Raw genomic sequence first — 17,123 nt, forward strand, 5'->3', positions numbered from 1 at the left:
GAGCATATCGGCGCAACTGGCGGTGGCTTGAACCGATAGGATGGGCGACAGGATGCCGCAGTGGAGGTGGGTATGCGTGTGATGTTGCTGGGGGCGACCGGGCTGGTGGGCGGGCTGGCCCTGCCGATGCTGCTGGACGACCCGCGCTGCCGCGCTGTGGTAGCCCCGACCCGGCGACCGCTGGACCTGCGCGACCCGAAACTGCACGCCCCGGTGCTGGACTTCGATCAGCTGCCGGATGCGCCGGGCTGGGCACCGGTGGATGCAGTGGTATGCGCGCTGGGCAGCACCATGGCCCAGGCGGGAAGCCGCGAGGCCTTCTACCGGATCGACCACGACTACCCGCTCGCCTTCGCCCACCTGGCCAGGACCCAGGGTGCCCGTGCCTTCGTACTGAATTCGGCAGCGGGGGCCAATCCGGGTTCGGCCATCTTCTACAGCCGGGTGAAAGGCGAGCTGGAGCGCGACCTGCGCGCGCTGGGCTTTGCTTCGCTGACTCTGGTCCGGCCGGGCCTGATCGGCGGCCACCGCCCACAGGCGCGCCGCGGCGAACAGTTCGCCCTGCAGCTGCTGGGTGCATTGCGGCCGGTGTTGCCGCGTGCGTGGCGTATCAACCCGGCCACGCGTATTGCGCGGGCGCTGGTGAACGCGGCACTGGCGCCGGCACCGGGCGAGCACGTGGTGGCCTCGAAAGACCTGGTGGACTGATGTCGCGTGCGCTGCGTCTGACCCAGCTGCTGCAGGTGCTGCGCCGCCACCGCCGACCGGTCGCTGGGCAGGCGCTGGCCGACGAGCTGGGCATCAGCCTGCGCACGCTGTACCGCGATATCGAAACACTGCGCGAGCAGGGCGCCGACCTGCGTGGGGAAGCCGGTGTCGGCTACCAGCTGGAACCGGGCGATGTGCTGCCGCCGCTGACCTTGCCACCGGCGGAGATCGACGCGCTGGTGCTTGGCCTGCGCTGGGTGGCGGCACGCACCGAGCCGGCGCTGGCCGAGGCCGCGCGTGATGCGTTGGCGCGCATCGCCCATGTGCTGCCAGCAGCACGCCGCGAAGCACTGCGTGACAGCGGCCTGCGGGTGGGCCCATCGCGTACGGCAGCGAAGGTGCCCCCGGCACGCCTGCAGGCCGTGCGCGAAGCGGTAGGCATGCAGCAGCGGCTGCAGTTCGCCTATGAGGATGCACAGGGACGGCGCAGCGAGCGCGTGGTCTGGCCGTTCGCACTGGGGTACTTCGATGAAGTGCCGATGTTGGCTGCCTGGTGCGAGGGCCGCGAGGATTTCCGCCATTTCCGCCTGGATCGCATCCGCCACGTGCGTGCGTTGGAAGCGCGCTACCTGGTGCCGCGCGCCACCTTGCTGCGGCGTTGGCAGAAGGTGCAAGGCATCGCCCCGGATTGGCTGGACCGTTCGTGACGTACCCGCTTGGGTAGAGGTCGAACTCGCTCGACCGCTTTTGATCTTTGCTCTTCGCTCTCGGTAGATGTCGAGCTTGCTCGACGCTTTTGCTCTTTGCTCTTGGTAGATGTCGAGCTTGCTCGACTACTCTTGCTGTTCGCGGAGAGCAGTCGAGCAAGCTCGACATCTACCAGTGCCAGGGCAACAGCAGTCGAGCAAGCTCGACATCTACCAGGGCCAGAGCACCAGCAGCAGAGCAGGCTCGACACTGCTGACAGGAACTGTCAGCAGGGCAGGGCCACCATGAATGCTCCCAACAACGGAGCTTCCCCATGTTCAAGCCCAGCACCCTGCTGCAGTACGTGCGCGACGTCGCCGCCAGCGCCACGTTCTATAGCGGCATCCTCGGCAAGCTGCCGGTCGAGCAGTCGCCCGGCTTCGCCCTGTTCCTGCTCGGCGATGGCGCCGCGCTGGGCCTGTGGCAACGCGATGACGTGCAGCCGCCGGTGAGCGCCGAGGCGGGCGCAGCCGAACTGGCGATGGTGGTGGCCAATCCTGATGAGGTGCAGCAGTTGCACGATGCCTGGCGCGCACTCGGTGTGCAGATCACCCAGGCACCGGTGGCGCTGGAATTTGGCCACACCTTCGTCGGCGTCGATCCCGATGGCCACCGCCTGCGTGTCTACAGCCGCGCCGAGGGCATGGTCGCGCGGAATTGATTCAGGGAGGGAGCCGGTACTTGCCGGCTCCTGGACCTACCCTTGCTTCTGTGCTGCTTCGATGACGATTGAAAATGTCTCGTCGTCTTCCGAATTCCATTCAATGGCCAGCTGGGCAAGCTCTCCGACCACATCGCGGCCTGGATTGCACCGCCTGAGCTCCTTGATGAATTGCCGGATATGACGGGGCGTCAGTTTACAACCTGGATAATTGAAGAGACTTAGCGCGGCGTTCGATGAAAGGTCCAGCAGGTCCGGCGCGAGGATGGAATAGGCTTTGATGTAGCGGGGGAATGGAATATCCGACAGGAAGTTCTCCGCTGCACACATGATCGACCCATCATGTGGCGGTTTCCGAAGAAATTCGCTCATGACCGCCAGGATGACCTCTTCTGACGGCGCATCTTTCAACGGTGTGTAGAAGTGGTCTGCATAGGCCCAGCAGCTCTTCTGGTCCACGACTGCATTGGACAGGTCATGCAGGGTCGAGATCCAGACATCGGCGTCCATCGGTGCAGCCGGGGCAGTCTGATTGTTCTGGCCCTCTTGTTCATCATCGGCGATGAGTCCTCGACGCACGGACTCCCCGTTGCGCCATGCCGTATGGCGTGAGTCCAGTAGCTTCCACATCTTCTCCTGCCCGAACCACATATCGTTCTGCGATGGAGGGGGGCTTTCCGGGAAAAGCGAGAAGAAGTCAGAGAGGTAGGCGGCGTGCGGACTGAAGTACTCGACAGTGAAGCTCAGTGCATCCTCACTGAGAGCATTGCCGGGAATCTCACCGTGAAATGTCGCGTGCAGGTTTGCGACGAGTTCCATTGGGGAATTTGACCGAGCGATGGTCGATCCCACCGCCTGATCGATGAAGGCGCCCGTTGAAGCCAACCATCGCAGATAGACCAGTGCTGGAATCGAAAGGTCGTCCAGTGCTTCTTCCGGTGATGGCAATGGCCCGAAGGGCCGCTCGCGAAACAGCTGGGCGCCCTTGGCCAGGAACGCATCAATGATGGTGGTTGGATTTGACATGGCAGAACAGACAGGTCTGGAGGCTCGATGCTAAGGAGCCTGGCGTGGGAGTCCATGCAACTATTCCCAAATGTGCTTGCGCGCACCTTCGGTTGACCAGCAAGAAGCAGCCGAGCGTGGGCTCGGCTCTACAGTGGAGCGGGCACAAAAAACGCCGGGCAGTGCCCGGCGTTTTTCCAGTTCATGTGCCAACCAAGGTTGGCACCTACCGGATCAGCTGGCCAGCGCCAGATCGTCCATCATCGCGCGCAGGAAGCGGGCCGCTTCACCGCCGGTAGCAGCGCGGTGATCGAACGTCACCGACAGCGGAATGACCTTGTGCGCTTCCACGCCGCCCATCACCGGGGTCATCTGGTGGCGGGCACGACCGGCACCGACGATGGCCACGCACGGCGGCACCACGACCGGGGTCGCGTAGCGGCCGGCGAACATGCCGAAGTTGGACAGCGAGATGGTGTAGCCGCTCAGTTCCGACGCTGCGATCGAACGCGCTTCCACCTGCTCGCGCAGACGGTTCACGCCTTCGCGGATGCCACGGGCATCCAGCATGTCGGCATTGCGCAGCGCCGGCACGAACAGGCCGTCGTCGGTATCAACGGCGATGCCGATGTCCACCTGCGCATGCAGGGTGCGGGTCAGCGCTTCACCGTCGAACCAGGCGTTCATCGCCGGCACCTTCTGCGCGGCGACCACGATCGAGCGCACCAGGCGCGCGGTGACGTCGTTGCCCGGCAGCCAGGCGTGGATATCGGCGTCGTCGTTCAGCGTGGTCGGCACGACCTTGCTGTGCGCATCGGCCATGACGCGGGCCATGTTGCGGCGCACGCCCTTCAGCGGCTCCGGCTGGCCCTTGGCGACCACGCCGGGCGGCTGGGTGCGCATCGGCTTGCCAGCGGCAGACAGCGGGGTGCGTGCGTCGGACTGTACCGGCGCGGCCACCTGGGCCGGAGCCGGTGCGGCAGCAACCGGTGCAGCAACCGCTGCCGGTGCGGAGCCGATCTTCGCGCTGCCATCGGCAGCCGCCTGCTTGACGTCGGCCATGGTCACCGCGCCATCGGTGCCGGTGGCACGCACGCGGCTCAGGTCCACGCCCAGCTTGCGCGCGGTGGCACGCACGGCCGGCACGGCCTTGACGCCGCCAACGGCCAGCGCCTGTTCGGCATGCACTGCGTTGGAGCTCTGCATCGCGCCGACCACGGTGCCGGCGTCATCACGCTCGGCGGCCGCTGGCTTGGCTTCTTCAGCAGCTACCGGGGCGGCTGCGGTCGGCAGCGGCGGCGGTGTGGGTGCGGCAGGAGCCGCCGGAGCGGCATGGCCGTGGCTGTGGCCGGTGTCCTGGCCGTCAGCGCGCTGCGGCAGGTTCGGGTCCAGCGCGAAGCTGGCCAGCACCGCGCCGGTCGGGATGATGTCGCCGGCAGCGCCGGACAGCTTCAGCACCGTGCCGGAGAACGGCGAGGGTACTTCGACGACGGCCTTGGCGGTCTCCATCGAGACCAGCGGCTCGTCCAGCTTGATCACATCGCCTTCCTTGACGAACCACTCGACGATGGTCGCGTCCGGCAGGCCTTCGCCCAGGTCGGGCAGGTTGAAGTTCTTGGTCTGGCTCATTTGCAGTTCTCTTCCAGCAGTTCCAGTTCGCGGGCAGGCAACCAGCCCGTCGCGCCATTGGCGCGCTCGGACCACCACCACCCGCCGTGTTCGTGATGAAGCTTGACCATCTCGCCGTTCTCCACATCCAGCTCGCGGGCGTCATAGTCGCGCAGGGCTTCTGCGCGACCATCGTCCAACAGCTGCAACCACGCTACCGGTGCCCATCCGGCGCGCCCATCACTGGTGCGCACCCAGGCAAACGCCGGCCATTCCTCGTCACGTACACCTACTTCGACGATCTGGCCGGTGCGGAACCGGAGCGGGTTGGGATACTGGCTGCGGTAAGCCCCGAGAAGGCGGGCCCGCATGTCAGCCTGCCGCCACCGCGCGCTTGGCCGCCGCCACGATCCGCTCCACGCTCGGCAGATACTTCATCTCCAGGCGGAACAGCGGAATGTGGGTGTCGTAACCGGTAACGCGCTCGACCGGAGCCAGCAGGTCGTACAGCGATTCCTCGGCCAGGCGTGCGGCGATTTCCGCGCCGAAGCCCGCGGTCTTCGGGGCCTCCTGCACGATCACGCAGCGGCCGGTCTTGGCCACCGACTCGGCGATGGTGGCGAAGTCCAGCGGACGCAGCGTGGCCACGTCGATGACTTCGGCACTGATGCCTTCGCCGGCCAGCTTGTCGGCTGCTTCCAGCGCTTCCTTCACCTGCGCGCCCCAGGTCACCAGGGTCACGTCGGTGCCATCGCGCAGCACGAAGCACACGTCCAGCGGCAAGGCCTCGCCGTCGTTGACGACCACTTCCTTGTACTGGCGATAGATGCGCTTGGGCTCCATGTAGATCACCGGATCCGGCTCGCGGATCGCGGCCAGCAGCAGGCCATAGGCGCGTTGCGGCGAGGACGGCAGCACCACGCGCAGGCCCGGCACGTTGGTGAAGATCGCTTCGTTGGCTTCGCTGTGGTGTTCCGGCGCACGGATGCCACCACCCCACGGCACGCGCAGCACCATCGGGCAGTGCAGGCGGCCACGGGTGCGGTAACGCAGGCGCGCGGCGTGGCAGATGATGTGGTCGACCATCGGGTACATGAAGCCGTCGAACTGGGCTTCGGCCACCGGCTTCATGCCCTGCGCGGCCAGGCCGATGGTGAGGCCGGCGATGGTGGTTTCATCCAGCGGGGTGTCGAGGATGCGGTCAGCACCGAAGCGCTGCTGCAGGCCGGCAGTGGCGCGGAACACGCCGCCGTTGACGCCCACGTCTTCGCCCAGCACCAGCACCGATTTGTCGTGCTCCAGCTCCCAGGCCAGTGCCTGGGTGATGGCTTCGATGAGGGTGATCGGGGTGTCGGTCATGTTCTGTTCTCCGCGCGCGACGGCAGCGCTGTCGGCGGCGTTGGTGTGCGCGCTGGACGCGCCGTTCTTGATCTCATCCATGGCGCTGCTCCAGGGCGATCGCCTGGGCGCGCTGGGCCAGCAGGTCCTGCGGCGGGTCGGCATAGAGGAAATCGAACATCGCCTCGACCGGCTGCACCGGCGTGTTGAGGTACAGGTTCACTTCCTCGTCCACGCGCTTGCCGCACTCGGCGGTCCAGGCAGCTTCTTCTTCCTCGCTCCAGACACCGGCGTTGGTCAGGTACTTGCGCAGGCGCAGCATCGGCTCGCGCTGCCAGGCATCCTTCACTTCGGCGTCGTCGCGGTAGCGGCGCGCGTCATCGGCGGTGGTGTGGTCGGACAGGCGATAGGTCATCAGTTCCAGCACGGTGCCACCGTCGCCGGCCAGCGCACGTTCGCGCGCCTGCAGCATGGCGGCCATCACCGCGATCAGATCGTTGCCGTCCACCTGCAGGCAGTGCAGGCCGCCGGCCAGGCCCTTCTGTGCCAGCGTCTCGGCACCGGTCTGGGCCGAACGCGGGACCGAGATGGCCCAGCCGTTGTTGACGATGCACAGGATCAGCGGCAGCTTGTAGGCACCGGCCGAATTCAGTGCAGCGTAGAAGTCGGTCTTGGAACTGCCACCGTCGCCGCATACGGCCACCGCGATCTGCTGTTCCTTGTTGAGCTTGAACTTCAGCGCAGCGCCTGCGGCGTGCAGGCACTGGGTGGAAATCGGCACGCAGAACGGGAAGTCCTTGGCCGCATTGCCGCCGTAGTCGTTGCCGCGCTCGTCGCCGCCCCAGTACATCAGCACGTCGTGCGGGCGCACGCCACGCATGAACATCGCGCCGTACTCGCGGTAGGACGGTGCGAACACGTCGTCCTTCTGCATCGAGGCGCCGATGCCCACATGCGCGGCTTCGTGCCCGAGGCAGGCTGCGTAGGTGCCCAGCTTGCCGGTGCGCTGCAGCGCGATCGACTTGCCGTCGAACACGCGCACGAACAGCATCTGCTTGAACATCGGCAGCAACGCGCGCGGGTCGCGCAGGGCTTCGGGCAGATCATCGCGGACGAGCGTGCCGTCCGTGTCCAGATACTGCAGGTATTCGATCTTGAACTCAGCGGCAACCGTCATTGCGTACTGCACCTTCGACAGAGAAGTTACAAATGATATGAATCGCCATGTTAAGGAATGCGTACGAAAAAGCTCTCCTGCGGCGCAGCACGGCCTACCGGCCTTTGTACCCCCTTCCGTGCGCTTGATGCCAATAACTTCAACGTATTCAGCCATTGCTGCAAAGCATCACAAATGCCCCTGGGCTGAGCGCCAGTAGAACGGCGCAAACGGTTCCACGCGCAACGGCCGTTCCACAGCCGCGCCGCACGCCCCGGTACGGCCATCGCGGCTGCCAGCGCGGCAGCAACGCGCTACCCTTGCCGCCCCCGATCTGGTCCCGCCCATGTCCGTCGACAACAACCAACGCGATCTCGAAGCCGGTATCCACACCGATCTGCAGGGGCGGCTGACCTACGGCGGCTACCTGCGGCTGGACCAGCTGCTCAGTGCGCAGCAGCCGTTGTCCAGTCCGCCGCATCACGACGAGATGCTCTTCATCATCCAGCACCAGACCTCCGAGCTGTGGCTGAAGCTGCTGGGCCACGAGCTGGGTGCGGCGATCGCCTTCCTGCAGCGCGATGAGGTCTGGCAGTGCCGCAAGGTGCTGGCGCGCAGCAAGCAGGTGCTGCGCCAGCTGACCGAACAGTGGTCGGTACTGGAGACGCTCACCCCGTCCGAGTACATGGGCTTCCGCGACGTGCTGGGCCCGTCCTCCGGTTTCCAGTCGCTGCAGTACCGCTACATCGAGTTCCTGCTGGGCAACAAGAACGCGCAGATGCTGCAGGTGTTCGAGCACGATACGGCCGGGCAGGCGCAGCTGCGCACCGTGCTGGAGGCGCCGAGCCTGTACGAGGAGTTCCTGAAGTACCTGGCCCGCTTCGGCCATGCCGTGCCGGCGGTGTACGGGGCGCACGACTGGACCCAGCCGCATGTGGCCGATGACGCGCTGCAGCCGGTCTTCGAACGCATCTACCAGGACACCGACCGCTACTGGCGCGAGTATTCGCTGTGCGAGGACCTGGTGGACCTGGAAACAGCCTTCCAGCTGTGGCGATTCCGCCACATGCGCACGGTGATGCGGGTGATCGGCTTCAAGCGCGGCACCGGCGGCTCATCCGGCGTGGGCTTCCTGGCCAAGGCGCTGGAACTGACCTTCTTCCCTGAATTGTTCCAGGTGCGTACCACGCTGCAGGTCGCGCCCCCGCCGGATCTGGCCTGATCCCCATTCAGCTTGGCCGCCCGCGGCTGGCTGGATCGTTTCAGATGCAAGTTCAGCGAGCAGGCCGCGACCTGCCTCAAACGGCGTGTATTTGACGTGAACGCCAGAAGTCGGTGATCCTCGCGCGTTGCTTCACCGCACATCGGACGTGCCTCCATCCACCGAACCAGGAATTCCGCATGAGCGTAAACGCCACTGCGAACACCCCAGAGCCGGCGCTGCCGGACTTCAACACCACGATGGGCCACCCGCGCCCGTTGTGGATGCTGTTCATGACCGAGTTCTGGGAGCGCTTTGCGTTCTACGGCATACGCTGGGCCTTGGTGTTGTACATCGTGTCGCAGTTCTACAACGGCAACGCCGCCGGTGAAGGCGACGCCAGCCGCATCTACGGCGCCTACCTGGCGCTGGTGTACGCCGCAGCGATCTTCGGTGGCTACGTGGCCGACCGGGTACTGGGCTACCAGCGCTCGATCCTGACCGGCGCGGTCATCATGGCCATCGGCCTGTTCATGATCTCGCTGCCGCAGGAGCACATCTTCAAGCTCGGCCTGGCCACGATCATCGTCGGCAACGGTCTGTTCAAGCCCAACATCTCGACCATGGTCGGCAAGCTGTACGGCCTGAAGGACGAGCGCCGCGATTCGGGCTTCACCATCTTCTACATGGGTATCAACATCGGCGCGATGATCGCTCCGGTGCTGACCGAGTACCTGGCCCGCAAGGTCTTCGGTACCTCGGAAATGCCGTCGTACAAGGTCGTGTTCATCGCTTCCGGCGTGGGCATGCTGGTCTCGCTGGTGTGGTTCTACATCGGTCGTGCCGGCCTGAAGGGCATTGGTGCACCGCCGGCCGGCGCTGAAGGCTTCGGCCGCGTCATCATGGTGCTGGTCGGTTCGCTGTTCGCCATTCCGGTGGCCTACTTCCTGCTCGCCACCGGTGCCACCGCGCTGGCCTGGATCCTCGGCGTGATGTTTGCCGCGCTGGCGGTGCTGCTGCTGGTGGAAGGCATCCGCGAGGGCAAGGTGCAGCGCGACCGCGTGATCGCCATGCTGATCATCTTCGCCTTCAACGTCATGTTCTGGATGTTCTTCGAACAGGCCGGCAGCTCCTTCACCTTCCTGGCCGAGAACATCGTCAACCGCCAGCTGGGTGAGTGGACCTTCCCGACCGCGTGGTTCCAGTCGGTCAACTCGGTGGCCATCATCACCCTGGCGCCGATCATCGCCTGGATCTGGGTGGCCCTGGGTCGCGCCAATCCGTCCATTCCGCGCAAGTTCGGCCTCGGCCTGCTGTTCAACGGCGCTGCCTTCGCACTGCTGATGTACGCCCTGTCGCAGATGGTCGTGGACGGCAAGATCCCGTTCTGGACCCTGTTCATGGTCTACGTCATCCAGTCGGTCGGTGAGCTGTGCCTGTCGCCGATCGGCCTGTCCATGGTGACCAAGCTGGCCCCGGTGCGCCTGGTCGGCTTCGGCATGGGTGGCTGGTTCCTGTCCACCGGCATCGGCAACAACCTGTCGGGCATCTTCGCCGGTGCGGTCAGTGGTGAAGGTGGCATGACGGTCGAGTCGGCCCTGAAGGGGTATACCTTCGGGTTCTGGGCCTTGATCGGTTCGGGTGTGATCCTGTTCCTGGTTGCGCCGCTGATCAACAAGCTGATGCACGGCGTGAAGTAATGAGAGGGTAGTGGGCATGCGTACAACGTTCGGTGGTGCAGTGGTGGCAGTGGTGTGTGCGGCGCTGATCGGCGCCTGTTCGCAGCCTCAACCTCCCGCTGCCCCCGAACCCACGCAGCCCCTCGATACCCGCCCCACCGAGCCACCGGTCGCTGACCCCAGCGAACCGGTGGCCTCGGGCAACACCCCGGCGGCGGCCGATATCGCCGCCATCGCCGGGCTTGGCGCGCAGTTCGACCCGGCCCGCAATCCCGTTGCCGACCTGGAAACCGCCAAGGTCGAAGCCCAGCGTGGCAACAAGCGCATCATCCTGGAAGTGGGCAACGCCGCATGCGAGCCCTGCCATGCGCTGGATGAAGCCGTGGAAGGCAATGGCGATCTGCGCCGCTTCCGTGATGCCCACTACGTGTGGGTCAAGGTCAACGACAGTGCCGAGAATCCGAACGCGGCCTTCCTGGGCCAGTTCCCGCCGCTGCAAGGCGAGCACCCGCACCTGCTGGTGATCGATGCCGACGGCACGCTGCTGGCGCCACAGCCCAGCGAAGCGATGCACAAGGGCAAGACCGTGCAGACCGCACGCGTGATGGCGTTCCTCAAGCAGTGGGCGCCTGACCGGTAGCACCGGGCCTGCCCGGCAGCCTCTGCGCTGCCCGGCCATCCACGCATGGCGTGGATCTACTGCGCGCGCCGTCACACTCTCCGACTCCACATCTCAACTTCAGCGTGCGCACGCCGTTACCGGCAAGGACTTCAGTCGACGACCCGTCGATGCAACCTACCGGAACGCCCATGCACAGCGACCACGCCGAACGTCTGCACGAACCTGCCACTGAACTGGCCGAAGGCGGAGCAGGTGACGGCGTGACCCTGCCACCACAGGAAGCCCTGCTGGACGACGCCGGCATCGGCGCAGAAACGCTTGAAATCGCGCCGCCGCGGCATCGGTTGCCGCAGATCGCCCTGCCCGACAACGTGGTGCTGAAGGGCGCGGTGCAGAAGCTGGTGGAACAGAAGGCGCGGCTGGATCGACTGGCCGCCGAAGGACAGCTGGCCGGTCTGCTGCCGCCGGAATGGCACGGCAACGGCGTGCGCGCGATCGACCTGTCCAGTTTCGTGCAGGGCGTGCTGCCGTTCCTGCAGCCCGGCGAGCGTGGTGAAACCGCACCGGCCCGCCTGCCGGCGCGCCATGTGCTGGGCGATGACAGCCGCTGGGGCCTGGCCGATGTACCCGAACCGAAGTCACTGGCCTGGTACCTGGCCAGCGACGACCGCGCCAACGCGGGCAGCAAGGATGTCGCCGAGGCCTATCTGGTCGGCGCGCTGGGCCTGGCCTGGATGCAGGAAGGACGCAGCCGCCCCGGCTTCCTGCGTGCGATGGACCAGGACAGCCTGGCGGCGCGGGTGACCATGCTGGGCTACCCGCCACCGAGCGAGCTGGCGCTGTACAGCGTGACCGCGCACGGCCAGCCCCAGATCTGGTGCGTGCATGGCCGGCGCAGGCTGCGCCCGCTGGTGGCGCCGTGGCTGAGCGTGCCTCTGCTGACCGCGTATGGCGTGCCCGCACCGGTGGCGTGGCCGGGCAGCTTCCCGCCCGTTGAAACCGTGGCCGAAGCGATTGCCGCCGCGCGTCCGGGCAAGCTGCTGCCGGAAGTGGATCTGGGCAAAGTGGTCGCCAAGATCGCCGAAGACGCCTCGTCCGAGGCATGGCAGCCGGTCAGCCTGCTGCAGCTCAACACCTGGTCGCCGCGCTGGACGTTCTTCCTGGGCACCTTCGTCGGCCTGCCGTCGCTGCTGCTGGTCACTGCCGCGCTGGCGTTGCCCGGGGCCGTTGAAGCGGCCACCGTTGCCGCCTCGCTGGGCTTTGCCGGCGGCGCCATCGGCGCGCTTGCGGTGCCGTGGATCCATGCACGGCGCAAGCATCTGAGCTGAGTGCGTGGGCCATCTGCGCGTGGCGCGGGTCTGTTGACCCCCTAACGGTCGATCTCTGCAGCAGTGAACTCCATGCGTTGCCGGGCGCGCTCCGTGGCGGCCTGCAGCCGTTGCTTGAGGATTTCCCGGGAGGGAAGGGATGTCAGGTACTCCGCCACATGGATGCCTGAGCGGTCCAGCTCCAGCAACTCGATCTGGCCTGCCTTCTTGCCTGTGCAAAGGATGATGCCCAGCGGTGCCTCTTCACCTTCCTCCCGCTCATAACGATCCAGCCAACGCAGATAGAGCTCCATCTGGCCTTTGTACGCTGGCTTGAAGTCACCGATCTTCAGTTCGACGGCCACCAGCCTGCGCAGGCGGCGGTTGTAGAACAGCAGGTCGAGATGGAAGTCGTCGTCATCGATCTGGATGCGTTTCTGGCGGGCGACGAAGCTGAAGCCTGCGCCGAGTTCAAGCAGGAGTCCCTGCATTTCACGCAGGTTGGCGCCTTCCAGCTCCTGCTCGTCCCAGCATTCCTTCAGCCCGAGAAAATCCAGTACGTACGGGTCGCGCAGGACCAGACCCGGGGAGAGCTGCTGGTTTCTGCGCAACGCGGACAGCTCATTGGCAATGGTCTGCTCGGGCTGGCTGGAAAGTGCCGTACGTTCGTACAGCATCGAGTCGATGCGCTGGCGCAACATGCGGACACTCCAGCCTTCCGTGCTGGCCATCTGCGCATAGAAGTCGCGCTTGAGCGGATCAGACAGCGGGATCAGCGCGATGAAATGGGTCCAGCTCAATTGTCGTAGCAGCGATACGACAATCTGCTCGTCGGCAAATGCGATGGAGAACTGCACCATCCTGCGCAGGCTCTTTTCACCGAACGAACCGCCGAACTCGGCAGACAGTGTCCTGGCGATGCGCTTGAACAGGACCTCTCCATAGCGTGCCCGACGTCCACCCATCTGATCGACATGGATGCGACGTCCTATGCGCCAGTACAGCAGCGTCAGTTCGGCATTGACGGTCCTGACCATCCCGGCGCGGGCCGTGGATATCAGTTCCCGGATATCAGCCAGCAGGTCGTGGGTATGCGGCAGGGTGAGGGGCGGTGTGTCATCCATGAGGTGCCTTCCAGCAGGGTCAGGGTTCGGCAATCACCCGCAGCGCGCTGGCATAGCCCTTGGCGAGACTGGTCAGGTCGAGCAGCCGGTTCAACGACAGCAGCAGGCCCGGCTGGCAGGCCTTCAGGCGCTGATGTTCGAACCACGCCTGGGTGACGGTTTCCAGTGTGGCCAACGCCTCATCGATGCGTTGCAGGTCGGCTTCGTGGTCGATGGGGTCGGCGGTGGGGTGATTGGGGCGTGTCATGGCGAAGCTCCGGGGAGAGGCCGCCGGAAAGGCGGCAGGCGATGCGTGGTTGAAAGACCGCTCAAACGCGAAAACGGTGGGCACCAGGCCCCACGCACCGCCCGCCATAAGGCAGACCCGGCTGCAGAATGGCGCCCACCGTGAGATGGGCACCATTGGTGCAGCGTCGTTACGCGTTTGATGGACGGGCTTTCAACCCCGGCAGCGGTGCTCCGCTGTGCGCCTACCCTCGGGCCGATGGGACCGGCAGTCCAATAGGCAATGCCATTCGATGCGCGAATTTCGATACAACCGCTCTGTCGATCAGGACTCTACCGGCCCGATGCCGAAACATCAGGTGGTAAACGCGACACGTCGAGTCGAATCCGGCCGAAAGACCGTTCGTCGGCGGGCCATGAACACCGCGCGTTGCACGTCATCAATGGCCTGCGCCTGACCCCTCACAGCGCAGCCCGCGACATCATCCACACCTGGCGTGGATCCATGTGTCGACCAAGGTCGACACCTACGAAGAGCGGCGGGGTGGGCGCCGCCCCGAAGGGGTCAGACCCCTTCGCCCATGCGCTCCAGACCATCCCCGGCCAGGCGCAGGATCAGTTTCTCCAGCACCTGCTCCTCTTCCTCGCTCAGCACCGACATCAGCTTGCGGGTGATCTCGATCACCATCGGTGCGATCGTCTCGTACACCTCGAACCCCGCCGCCGACAGCGCCAGCACCGAACGACGGCGGTCATCGCCATGCGTCTCACGCTTGATGAAACCGCGTTCAAGCAGGCGGGCCACCGCGCGGCTGACCGCCACCTTGTCCATCGCCGTGCGGTCGGAGACCTCGCTGGCCGACGACCCGGGGTACAGCGCCAGGATGGTGATCACCCGCCACTCCGGGATGGCCAGGCCATAACGGTCGCCGTACAGCTTGGCGATGTTGCCGCTGACCCGGTTGGACAGCACGCTCAGCCGGTACGGCAGGAACTGTTCCAGGTCGAGCAGGACGTGGGAGGCACGCAGGCGGGTGGAAGCGGGATCGGCGGGGCTCATGTTGCGGTGCACCTTGCTGGTGGTTTCAAGTGTAACTATAAGTGTTGGGTCCGTACCCTGCATTCTCGCCGGGTCCAACCCCGCCCGCACCTGGTTTGTGCCGATGCGGCACCGATTCGGAGCCACGCCATGAATACCGCAGTCCCGTCCGCCTCGCATCCCAACCCCGGCATGCAGGTCACCACCTTCGAAAACCCGATGGGCATCGACGGCTTCGAGTTCGTCGAATTCGCCGCACCGGCCGGCCGTGGTGCCGAGCTGCACGAGTACTTCCGCAAGATGGGCTTCAGCGCGGTGCTCAAGCACAAGCAGCGTCCGATTACCGTCTATCGCCAGGGCGACGTCAACTTCCTGGTCAATGAAGACCCCGATTCGTTCGCTGCCGACTTCGCCGAAAAGCACGGCCCGTGCGCCTGTGGCTTCGCCATCCGCTTCAAGAAGCCCGGTGCGGAGGTCTACCAGACCGCGCTGGGCAATGGCGCTGAAGCCATCGCCTTCAAACCGGAGAGCAAGGCGGTCAACGCTCCGATCATCAAGGGCATCGGCGACTGCATGCTGTACCTGGTGGATCGCTACGGCGATGCCGGCAGCATCTTCGATGGCGACTACGAGCTGATCGCCGGCGCCGAGCTGCGCCCGAAGGGCTTCGGCCTGACCTTCATCGACCACCTGACCCACAACCTGTACTTCGGCAACATGCAGCAGTGGTCGGACTACTACGAGCGCCTGTTCAACTTCCGCGAGATCCGCTACTTCGACATCAAGGGCCTGAAGACCGGCCTGGTGTCCAAGGCGATGACCGCGCCGGACGGCATCGTGCGCATTCCGCTGAACGAGTCGTCCGACCCGAAGAGCCAGATCAACGAGTATCTGGACGCGTACAAGGGCGAAGGCATCCAGCACATCGCCTGCTTCACCGAGAACATCTACGACACCGTCGAAGCGATGCGCGCGCAGGGCGTGGATTTCCTCGACACGCCGGAGACCTACTTCGACGTGATCGACCAGCGCGTGCCGAACCACGGTGAGGACGTCGCCCGCCTGGCGAAGAACAAGATCCTGATCGACGCCGACCCGGAAACCCATCAGCGCAAGCTGCTGCAGATCTTCACCCAGAACTGCATCGGCCCGATCTTCTTCGAGATCATCCAGCGCAAGGGCAACGAAGGCTTCGGCGAAGGCAACTTCACCGCGCTGTTCGAGAGCATCGAGCGCGACCAGATCCGTCGCGGCGTGCTGTAACGTTTCCACAACGGCACCCTCCCACCGGTAGCGCCGGGCCATGCCCGGCGGCTTCCCCAAGGCTTCCAGGAACCCCCCATGTCCCCCTCCATCACCGCCCGCGGCTACCAGTCCGGTTTCGGCAACGAATTCGCCAGCGAGGCCGTGCCCGGTGCACTGCCGGTTGGTCAGAACTCGCCGCAGAAGGTGGCCCATGGCCTGTACGCCGAGCAGCTGACCGGCACCGCGTTCACCGCACCGCGTGGCAGCAACCGCCGCAGTTGGCTGTACCGGATCCGCCCGGCGGTGACCCACGGCGAGTTCACTCCGTTCGCGCAATCGCAGCTGCAGTGCGATTTCGGCGCGCAGCCCGCTTCGCCGAACCAGCTGCGATGGAGTCCGCTGCCGCTGCCGGAGTTGCCGACCGATTTCGTCGAAGGCCTGTACACGATGGGCGGCAACGGTTCGCCCGACGCGCATGCCGGCGTCGGTATCCATCTGTACGTGGCCAACCGTGACATGGTCGGCCGCTACTTCTACGACGCCGACGGCGAACTGCTGATCGTGCCGCAGCTGGGCAGCCTGCGCCTGCTGACCGAGCTGGGCGTGATCGAGATCGAACCGCAGCAGATCGCGGTGATTCCGCGCGGCGTGCGCTTCCGTGTCGAACTGCCTGACGGCCCGAGTCGTGGCTACATCTGCGAGAACTACGGCGCGCTGCTGAAGCTGCCCGACCTGGGCCCGATCGGCTCCAACGGCCTGGCCAATCCGCGCGACTTCGAGACCCCGCATGCCGCGTTCGAAGACATCGACGGTGATTTCGAACTGATCGCCAAGTTCGAAGGCCGCCTGTGGCGTGCTCCGATCGATCATTCGCCGCTGGACGTGGTGGCCTGGCACGGCAACTACGCGCCGTACCGCTACGACCTGCGCCGCTTCAACACCATCGGCTCGATCAGCCACGACCACCCGGATCCGTCGATCTTCCTGGTACTGCACTCACCCAGCGATACCCCGGGCACCAGCAACATGGACTTTGCGATTTTCCCGCCGCGCTGGTTGGTGGCGCAGAACACGTTCCGCCCGCCGTGGTTCCACCGCAACATCGCCAGCGAGTTCATGGGCCTGGTGCACGGTGCCTACGACGCCAAGGCCGAAGGCTTCGTGCCGGGCGGTGCGTCGTTGCACAACTGCATGAGCGGTCATGGTCCGGATGCGCCGACCTTCGACAAGGCCTCCAGTGCCGATCTGTCCAAGCCGGACGTGATCAAGGACACCATGGCCTTCATGTTTGAGACCCGTGGCGTGATCCGCCCGACCGCGCAGGCGCTGGCCGCGGGCCACCGGCAGGGCGAGTACCAGCAGTGTTGGAACGGCCTGCGCAACAATTTCCGTTGATCGTCCGCATCCACGCATGGCGTGGATCTACTGGCAAGCGCGATATCGCGCGGCGTGGATCCA

The 17,123-nt window shown here is 65.4% G+C and carries 17 protein-coding genes; 9 read left to right on the plus strand and 8 right to left on the minus strand.

Features of this window, described 5'->3' with window-relative positions; genetic code table 11:
• The first annotated feature begins 72 nt into the window (after window positions 1-72).
• The 3 genes from DBR20_RS17320 to DBR20_RS17330 all read left to right on the plus strand — a co-directional run bounded on the left by DBR20_RS17320 (window position 73) and on the right by DBR20_RS17330 (window position 2,116).
• Complete coding sequence (locus DBR20_RS17320; RefSeq protein ID WP_181393115.1) at window positions 73-708, plus strand: NAD-dependent dehydratase; 636 nt, start codon at window positions 73-75, stop codon at window positions 706-708.
• On the plus strand, window positions 708-1,415 hold the full coding sequence (locus DBR20_RS17325; RefSeq protein WP_108267218.1) for a YafY family protein: 708 nt from the start codon (window positions 708-710) through the stop codon (window positions 1,413-1,415). Before DBR20_RS17320 ends, DBR20_RS17325 begins: the two co-directional genes overlap by 1 nt.
• A 314-nt stretch (window positions 1,416-1,729) precedes the next feature.
• Window positions 1,730-2,116, plus strand: a complete 387-nt coding sequence (locus tag DBR20_RS17330) for a VOC family protein (RefSeq protein ID WP_108267220.1) — start codon at window positions 1,730-1,732, stop codon at window positions 2,114-2,116.
• 36 nt (window positions 2,117-2,152) lie between these two features.
• On the opposite strand, the gene DBR20_RS22195 is transcribed toward DBR20_RS17330, so the two are convergent.
• From DBR20_RS22195 to pdhA, 5 genes are all read right to left on the minus strand, one after another.
• Window positions 2,153-3,142: a hypothetical protein gene (locus tag DBR20_RS22195; RefSeq protein WP_181393116.1), complete on the minus strand. Its 990-nt coding sequence runs from the start codon at window positions 3,140-3,142 to the stop codon at window positions 2,153-2,155.
• Window positions 3,143-3,355: 213 nt separating this feature from the next.
• Complete coding sequence (locus DBR20_RS17340) at window positions 3,356-4,750, minus strand: dihydrolipoamide acetyltransferase family protein (RefSeq protein ID WP_108267222.1); 1,395 nt, start codon at window positions 4,748-4,750, stop codon at window positions 3,356-3,358.
• On the minus strand, window positions 4,747-5,100 hold the full coding sequence (locus tag DBR20_RS17345) for an SH3 domain-containing protein (RefSeq protein WP_025874583.1): 354 nt from the start codon (window positions 5,098-5,100) through the stop codon (window positions 4,747-4,749). Before DBR20_RS17345 ends, DBR20_RS17340 begins: the two co-directional genes overlap by 4 nt.
• Window position 5,101: 1 nt before the next feature.
• On the minus strand, window positions 5,102-6,169 hold the full coding sequence (locus tag DBR20_RS17350; RefSeq protein WP_089237416.1) for an alpha-ketoacid dehydrogenase subunit beta: 1,068 nt from the start codon (window positions 6,167-6,169) through the stop codon (window positions 5,102-5,104).
• Window positions 6,162-7,244: a pyruvate dehydrogenase (acetyl-transferring) E1 component subunit alpha gene (pdhA, locus tag DBR20_RS17355; protein ID WP_089237414.1), complete on the minus strand. Its 1,083-nt coding sequence runs from the start codon at window positions 7,242-7,244 to the stop codon at window positions 6,162-6,164. The genes DBR20_RS17350 and pdhA overlap by 8 nt, the downstream gene beginning before the upstream one ends.
• A gap of 325 nt (window positions 7,245-7,569) precedes the next feature.
• On the opposite strand from pdhA, the gene DBR20_RS17360 reads away from it, so the two are divergent.
• The 4 genes from DBR20_RS17360 to DBR20_RS17375 all read left to right on the plus strand — a co-directional run bounded on the left by DBR20_RS17360 (window position 7,570) and on the right by DBR20_RS17375 (window position 12,053).
• On the plus strand, window positions 7,570-8,445 hold the full coding sequence (locus DBR20_RS17360) for a tryptophan 2,3-dioxygenase family protein (protein WP_108267224.1): 876 nt from the start codon (window positions 7,570-7,572) through the stop codon (window positions 8,443-8,445).
• A 179-nt stretch (window positions 8,446-8,624) separates the two neighbouring features.
• Entirely contained in the window at window positions 8,625-10,124 is a 1,500-nt protein-coding gene (locus DBR20_RS17365) for a peptide MFS transporter (RefSeq protein ID WP_108267226.1), read from the plus strand.
• 16 nt (window positions 10,125-10,140) lie between these two features.
• Entirely contained in the window at window positions 10,141-10,743 is a 603-nt protein-coding gene (locus DBR20_RS17370; protein WP_100462741.1) for a thioredoxin family protein, read from the plus strand.
• A 170-nt stretch (window positions 10,744-10,913) separates the two neighbouring features.
• Window positions 10,914-12,053: a hypothetical protein gene (locus DBR20_RS17375; protein WP_108267228.1), complete on the plus strand. Its 1,140-nt coding sequence runs from the start codon at window positions 10,914-10,916 to the stop codon at window positions 12,051-12,053.
• Window positions 12,054-12,094: 41 nt separating this feature from the next.
• Here the strand turns inward: DBR20_RS17375 and DBR20_RS17380 are convergent, their stop codons facing one another.
• The 3 genes from DBR20_RS17380 to DBR20_RS17390 all read right to left on the minus strand — a co-directional run bounded on the left by DBR20_RS17380 (window position 12,095) and on the right by DBR20_RS17390 (window position 14,441).
• On the minus strand, window positions 12,095-13,156 hold the full coding sequence (locus DBR20_RS17380) for a PDDEXK nuclease domain-containing protein (protein WP_108267230.1): 1,062 nt from the start codon (window positions 13,154-13,156) through the stop codon (window positions 12,095-12,097).
• A gap of 19 nt (window positions 13,157-13,175) precedes the next feature.
• Entirely contained in the window at window positions 13,176-13,403 is a 228-nt protein-coding gene (locus DBR20_RS17385; protein ID WP_108267232.1) for a hypothetical protein, read from the minus strand.
• 543 nt (window positions 13,404-13,946) lie between these two features.
• Window positions 13,947-14,441, minus strand: a complete 495-nt coding sequence (locus tag DBR20_RS17390) for a MarR family winged helix-turn-helix transcriptional regulator (protein WP_050815698.1) — start codon at window positions 14,439-14,441, stop codon at window positions 13,947-13,949.
• A gap of 129 nt (window positions 14,442-14,570) precedes the next feature.
• Here DBR20_RS17390 and hppD point away from each other — a divergent pair, with 129 nt between their 5' ends.
• Together hppD and hmgA are read left to right on the plus strand one after the other, a co-directional pair.
• Window positions 14,571-15,683, plus strand: coding sequence for a 4-hydroxyphenylpyruvate dioxygenase (gene hppD / locus DBR20_RS17395; protein WP_181393117.1), 1,113 nt, complete (start codon window positions 14,571-14,573; stop codon window positions 15,681-15,683).
• A 78-nt stretch (window positions 15,684-15,761) separates the two neighbouring features.
• The gene (gene hmgA / locus DBR20_RS17400) at window positions 15,762-17,060 is read left to right on the plus strand and encodes a homogentisate 1,2-dioxygenase (protein ID WP_108267234.1); all 1,299 of its coding nucleotides are present in this window, start codon (window positions 15,762-15,764) and stop codon (window positions 17,058-17,060) included.
• Window positions 17,061-17,123 lie beyond the last annotated feature (63 nt).

The sequence above is a fragment of the Stenotrophomonas sp. HMWF023 genome (genome assembly GCF_003060985.1).
GTDB lineage: Bacteria > Pseudomonadota > Gammaproteobacteria > Xanthomonadales > Xanthomonadaceae > Stenotrophomonas > Stenotrophomonas lactitubi.

Excerpts from the sequence above, each read along its gene's own strand:
- DBR20_RS17345 (WP_025874583.1), bottom strand. The coding sequence starts at position 5,100 with ATGCGGGCCCGCCTTCTCGGGGCTTACCGCAGCCAGTATCCCAACCCG.
- pdhA (WP_089237414.1), bottom strand. The coding sequence starts at position 7,244 with ATGACGGTTGCCGCTGAGTTCAAGATCGAATACCTGCAGTATCTGGAC.
- DBR20_RS17365 (WP_108267226.1), top strand. The coding sequence starts at position 8,625 with ATGAGCGTAAACGCCACTGCGAACACCCCAGAGCCGGCGCTGCCGGAC.
- DBR20_RS17340 (WP_108267222.1), bottom strand. The coding sequence starts at position 4,750 with ATGAGCCAGACCAAGAACTTCAACCTGCCCGACCTGGGCGAAGGCCTG.
- DBR20_RS17350 (WP_089237416.1), bottom strand. The coding sequence starts at position 6,169 with ATGGATGAGATCAAGAACGGCGCGTCCAGCGCGCACACCAACGCCGCC.
- DBR20_RS17385 (WP_108267232.1), bottom strand. The coding sequence starts at position 13,403 with ATGACACGCCCCAATCACCCCACCGCCGACCCCATCGACCACGAAGCC.
- hmgA (WP_108267234.1), top strand. The coding sequence starts at position 15,762 with ATGTCCCCCTCCATCACCGCCCGCGGCTACCAGTCCGGTTTCGGCAAC.
- DBR20_RS22195 (WP_181393116.1), bottom strand. The coding sequence starts at position 3,142 with ATGTCAAATCCAACCACCATCATTGATGCGTTCCTGGCCAAGGGCGCC.
- hppD (WP_181393117.1), top strand. The coding sequence starts at position 14,571 with ATGAATACCGCAGTCCCGTCCGCCTCGCATCCCAACCCCGGCATGCAG.
- DBR20_RS17380 (WP_108267230.1), bottom strand. The coding sequence starts at position 13,156 with ATGGATGACACACCGCCCCTCACCCTGCCGCATACCCACGACCTGCTG.
- DBR20_RS17375 (WP_108267228.1), top strand. The coding sequence starts at position 10,914 with ATGCACAGCGACCACGCCGAACGTCTGCACGAACCTGCCACTGAACTG.
- DBR20_RS17370 (WP_100462741.1), top strand. The coding sequence starts at position 10,141 with ATGCGTACAACGTTCGGTGGTGCAGTGGTGGCAGTGGTGTGTGCGGCG.
- DBR20_RS17320 (WP_181393115.1), top strand. The coding sequence starts at position 73 with ATGCGTGTGATGTTGCTGGGGGCGACCGGGCTGGTGGGCGGGCTGGCC.
- DBR20_RS17330 (WP_108267220.1), top strand. The coding sequence starts at position 1,730 with ATGTTCAAGCCCAGCACCCTGCTGCAGTACGTGCGCGACGTCGCCGCC.
- DBR20_RS17390 (WP_050815698.1), bottom strand. The coding sequence starts at position 14,441 with ATGAGCCCCGCCGATCCCGCTTCCACCCGCCTGCGTGCCTCCCACGTC.
- DBR20_RS17360 (WP_108267224.1), top strand. The coding sequence starts at position 7,570 with ATGTCCGTCGACAACAACCAACGCGATCTCGAAGCCGGTATCCACACC.
- DBR20_RS17325 (WP_108267218.1), top strand. The coding sequence starts at position 708 with ATGTCGCGTGCGCTGCGTCTGACCCAGCTGCTGCAGGTGCTGCGCCGC.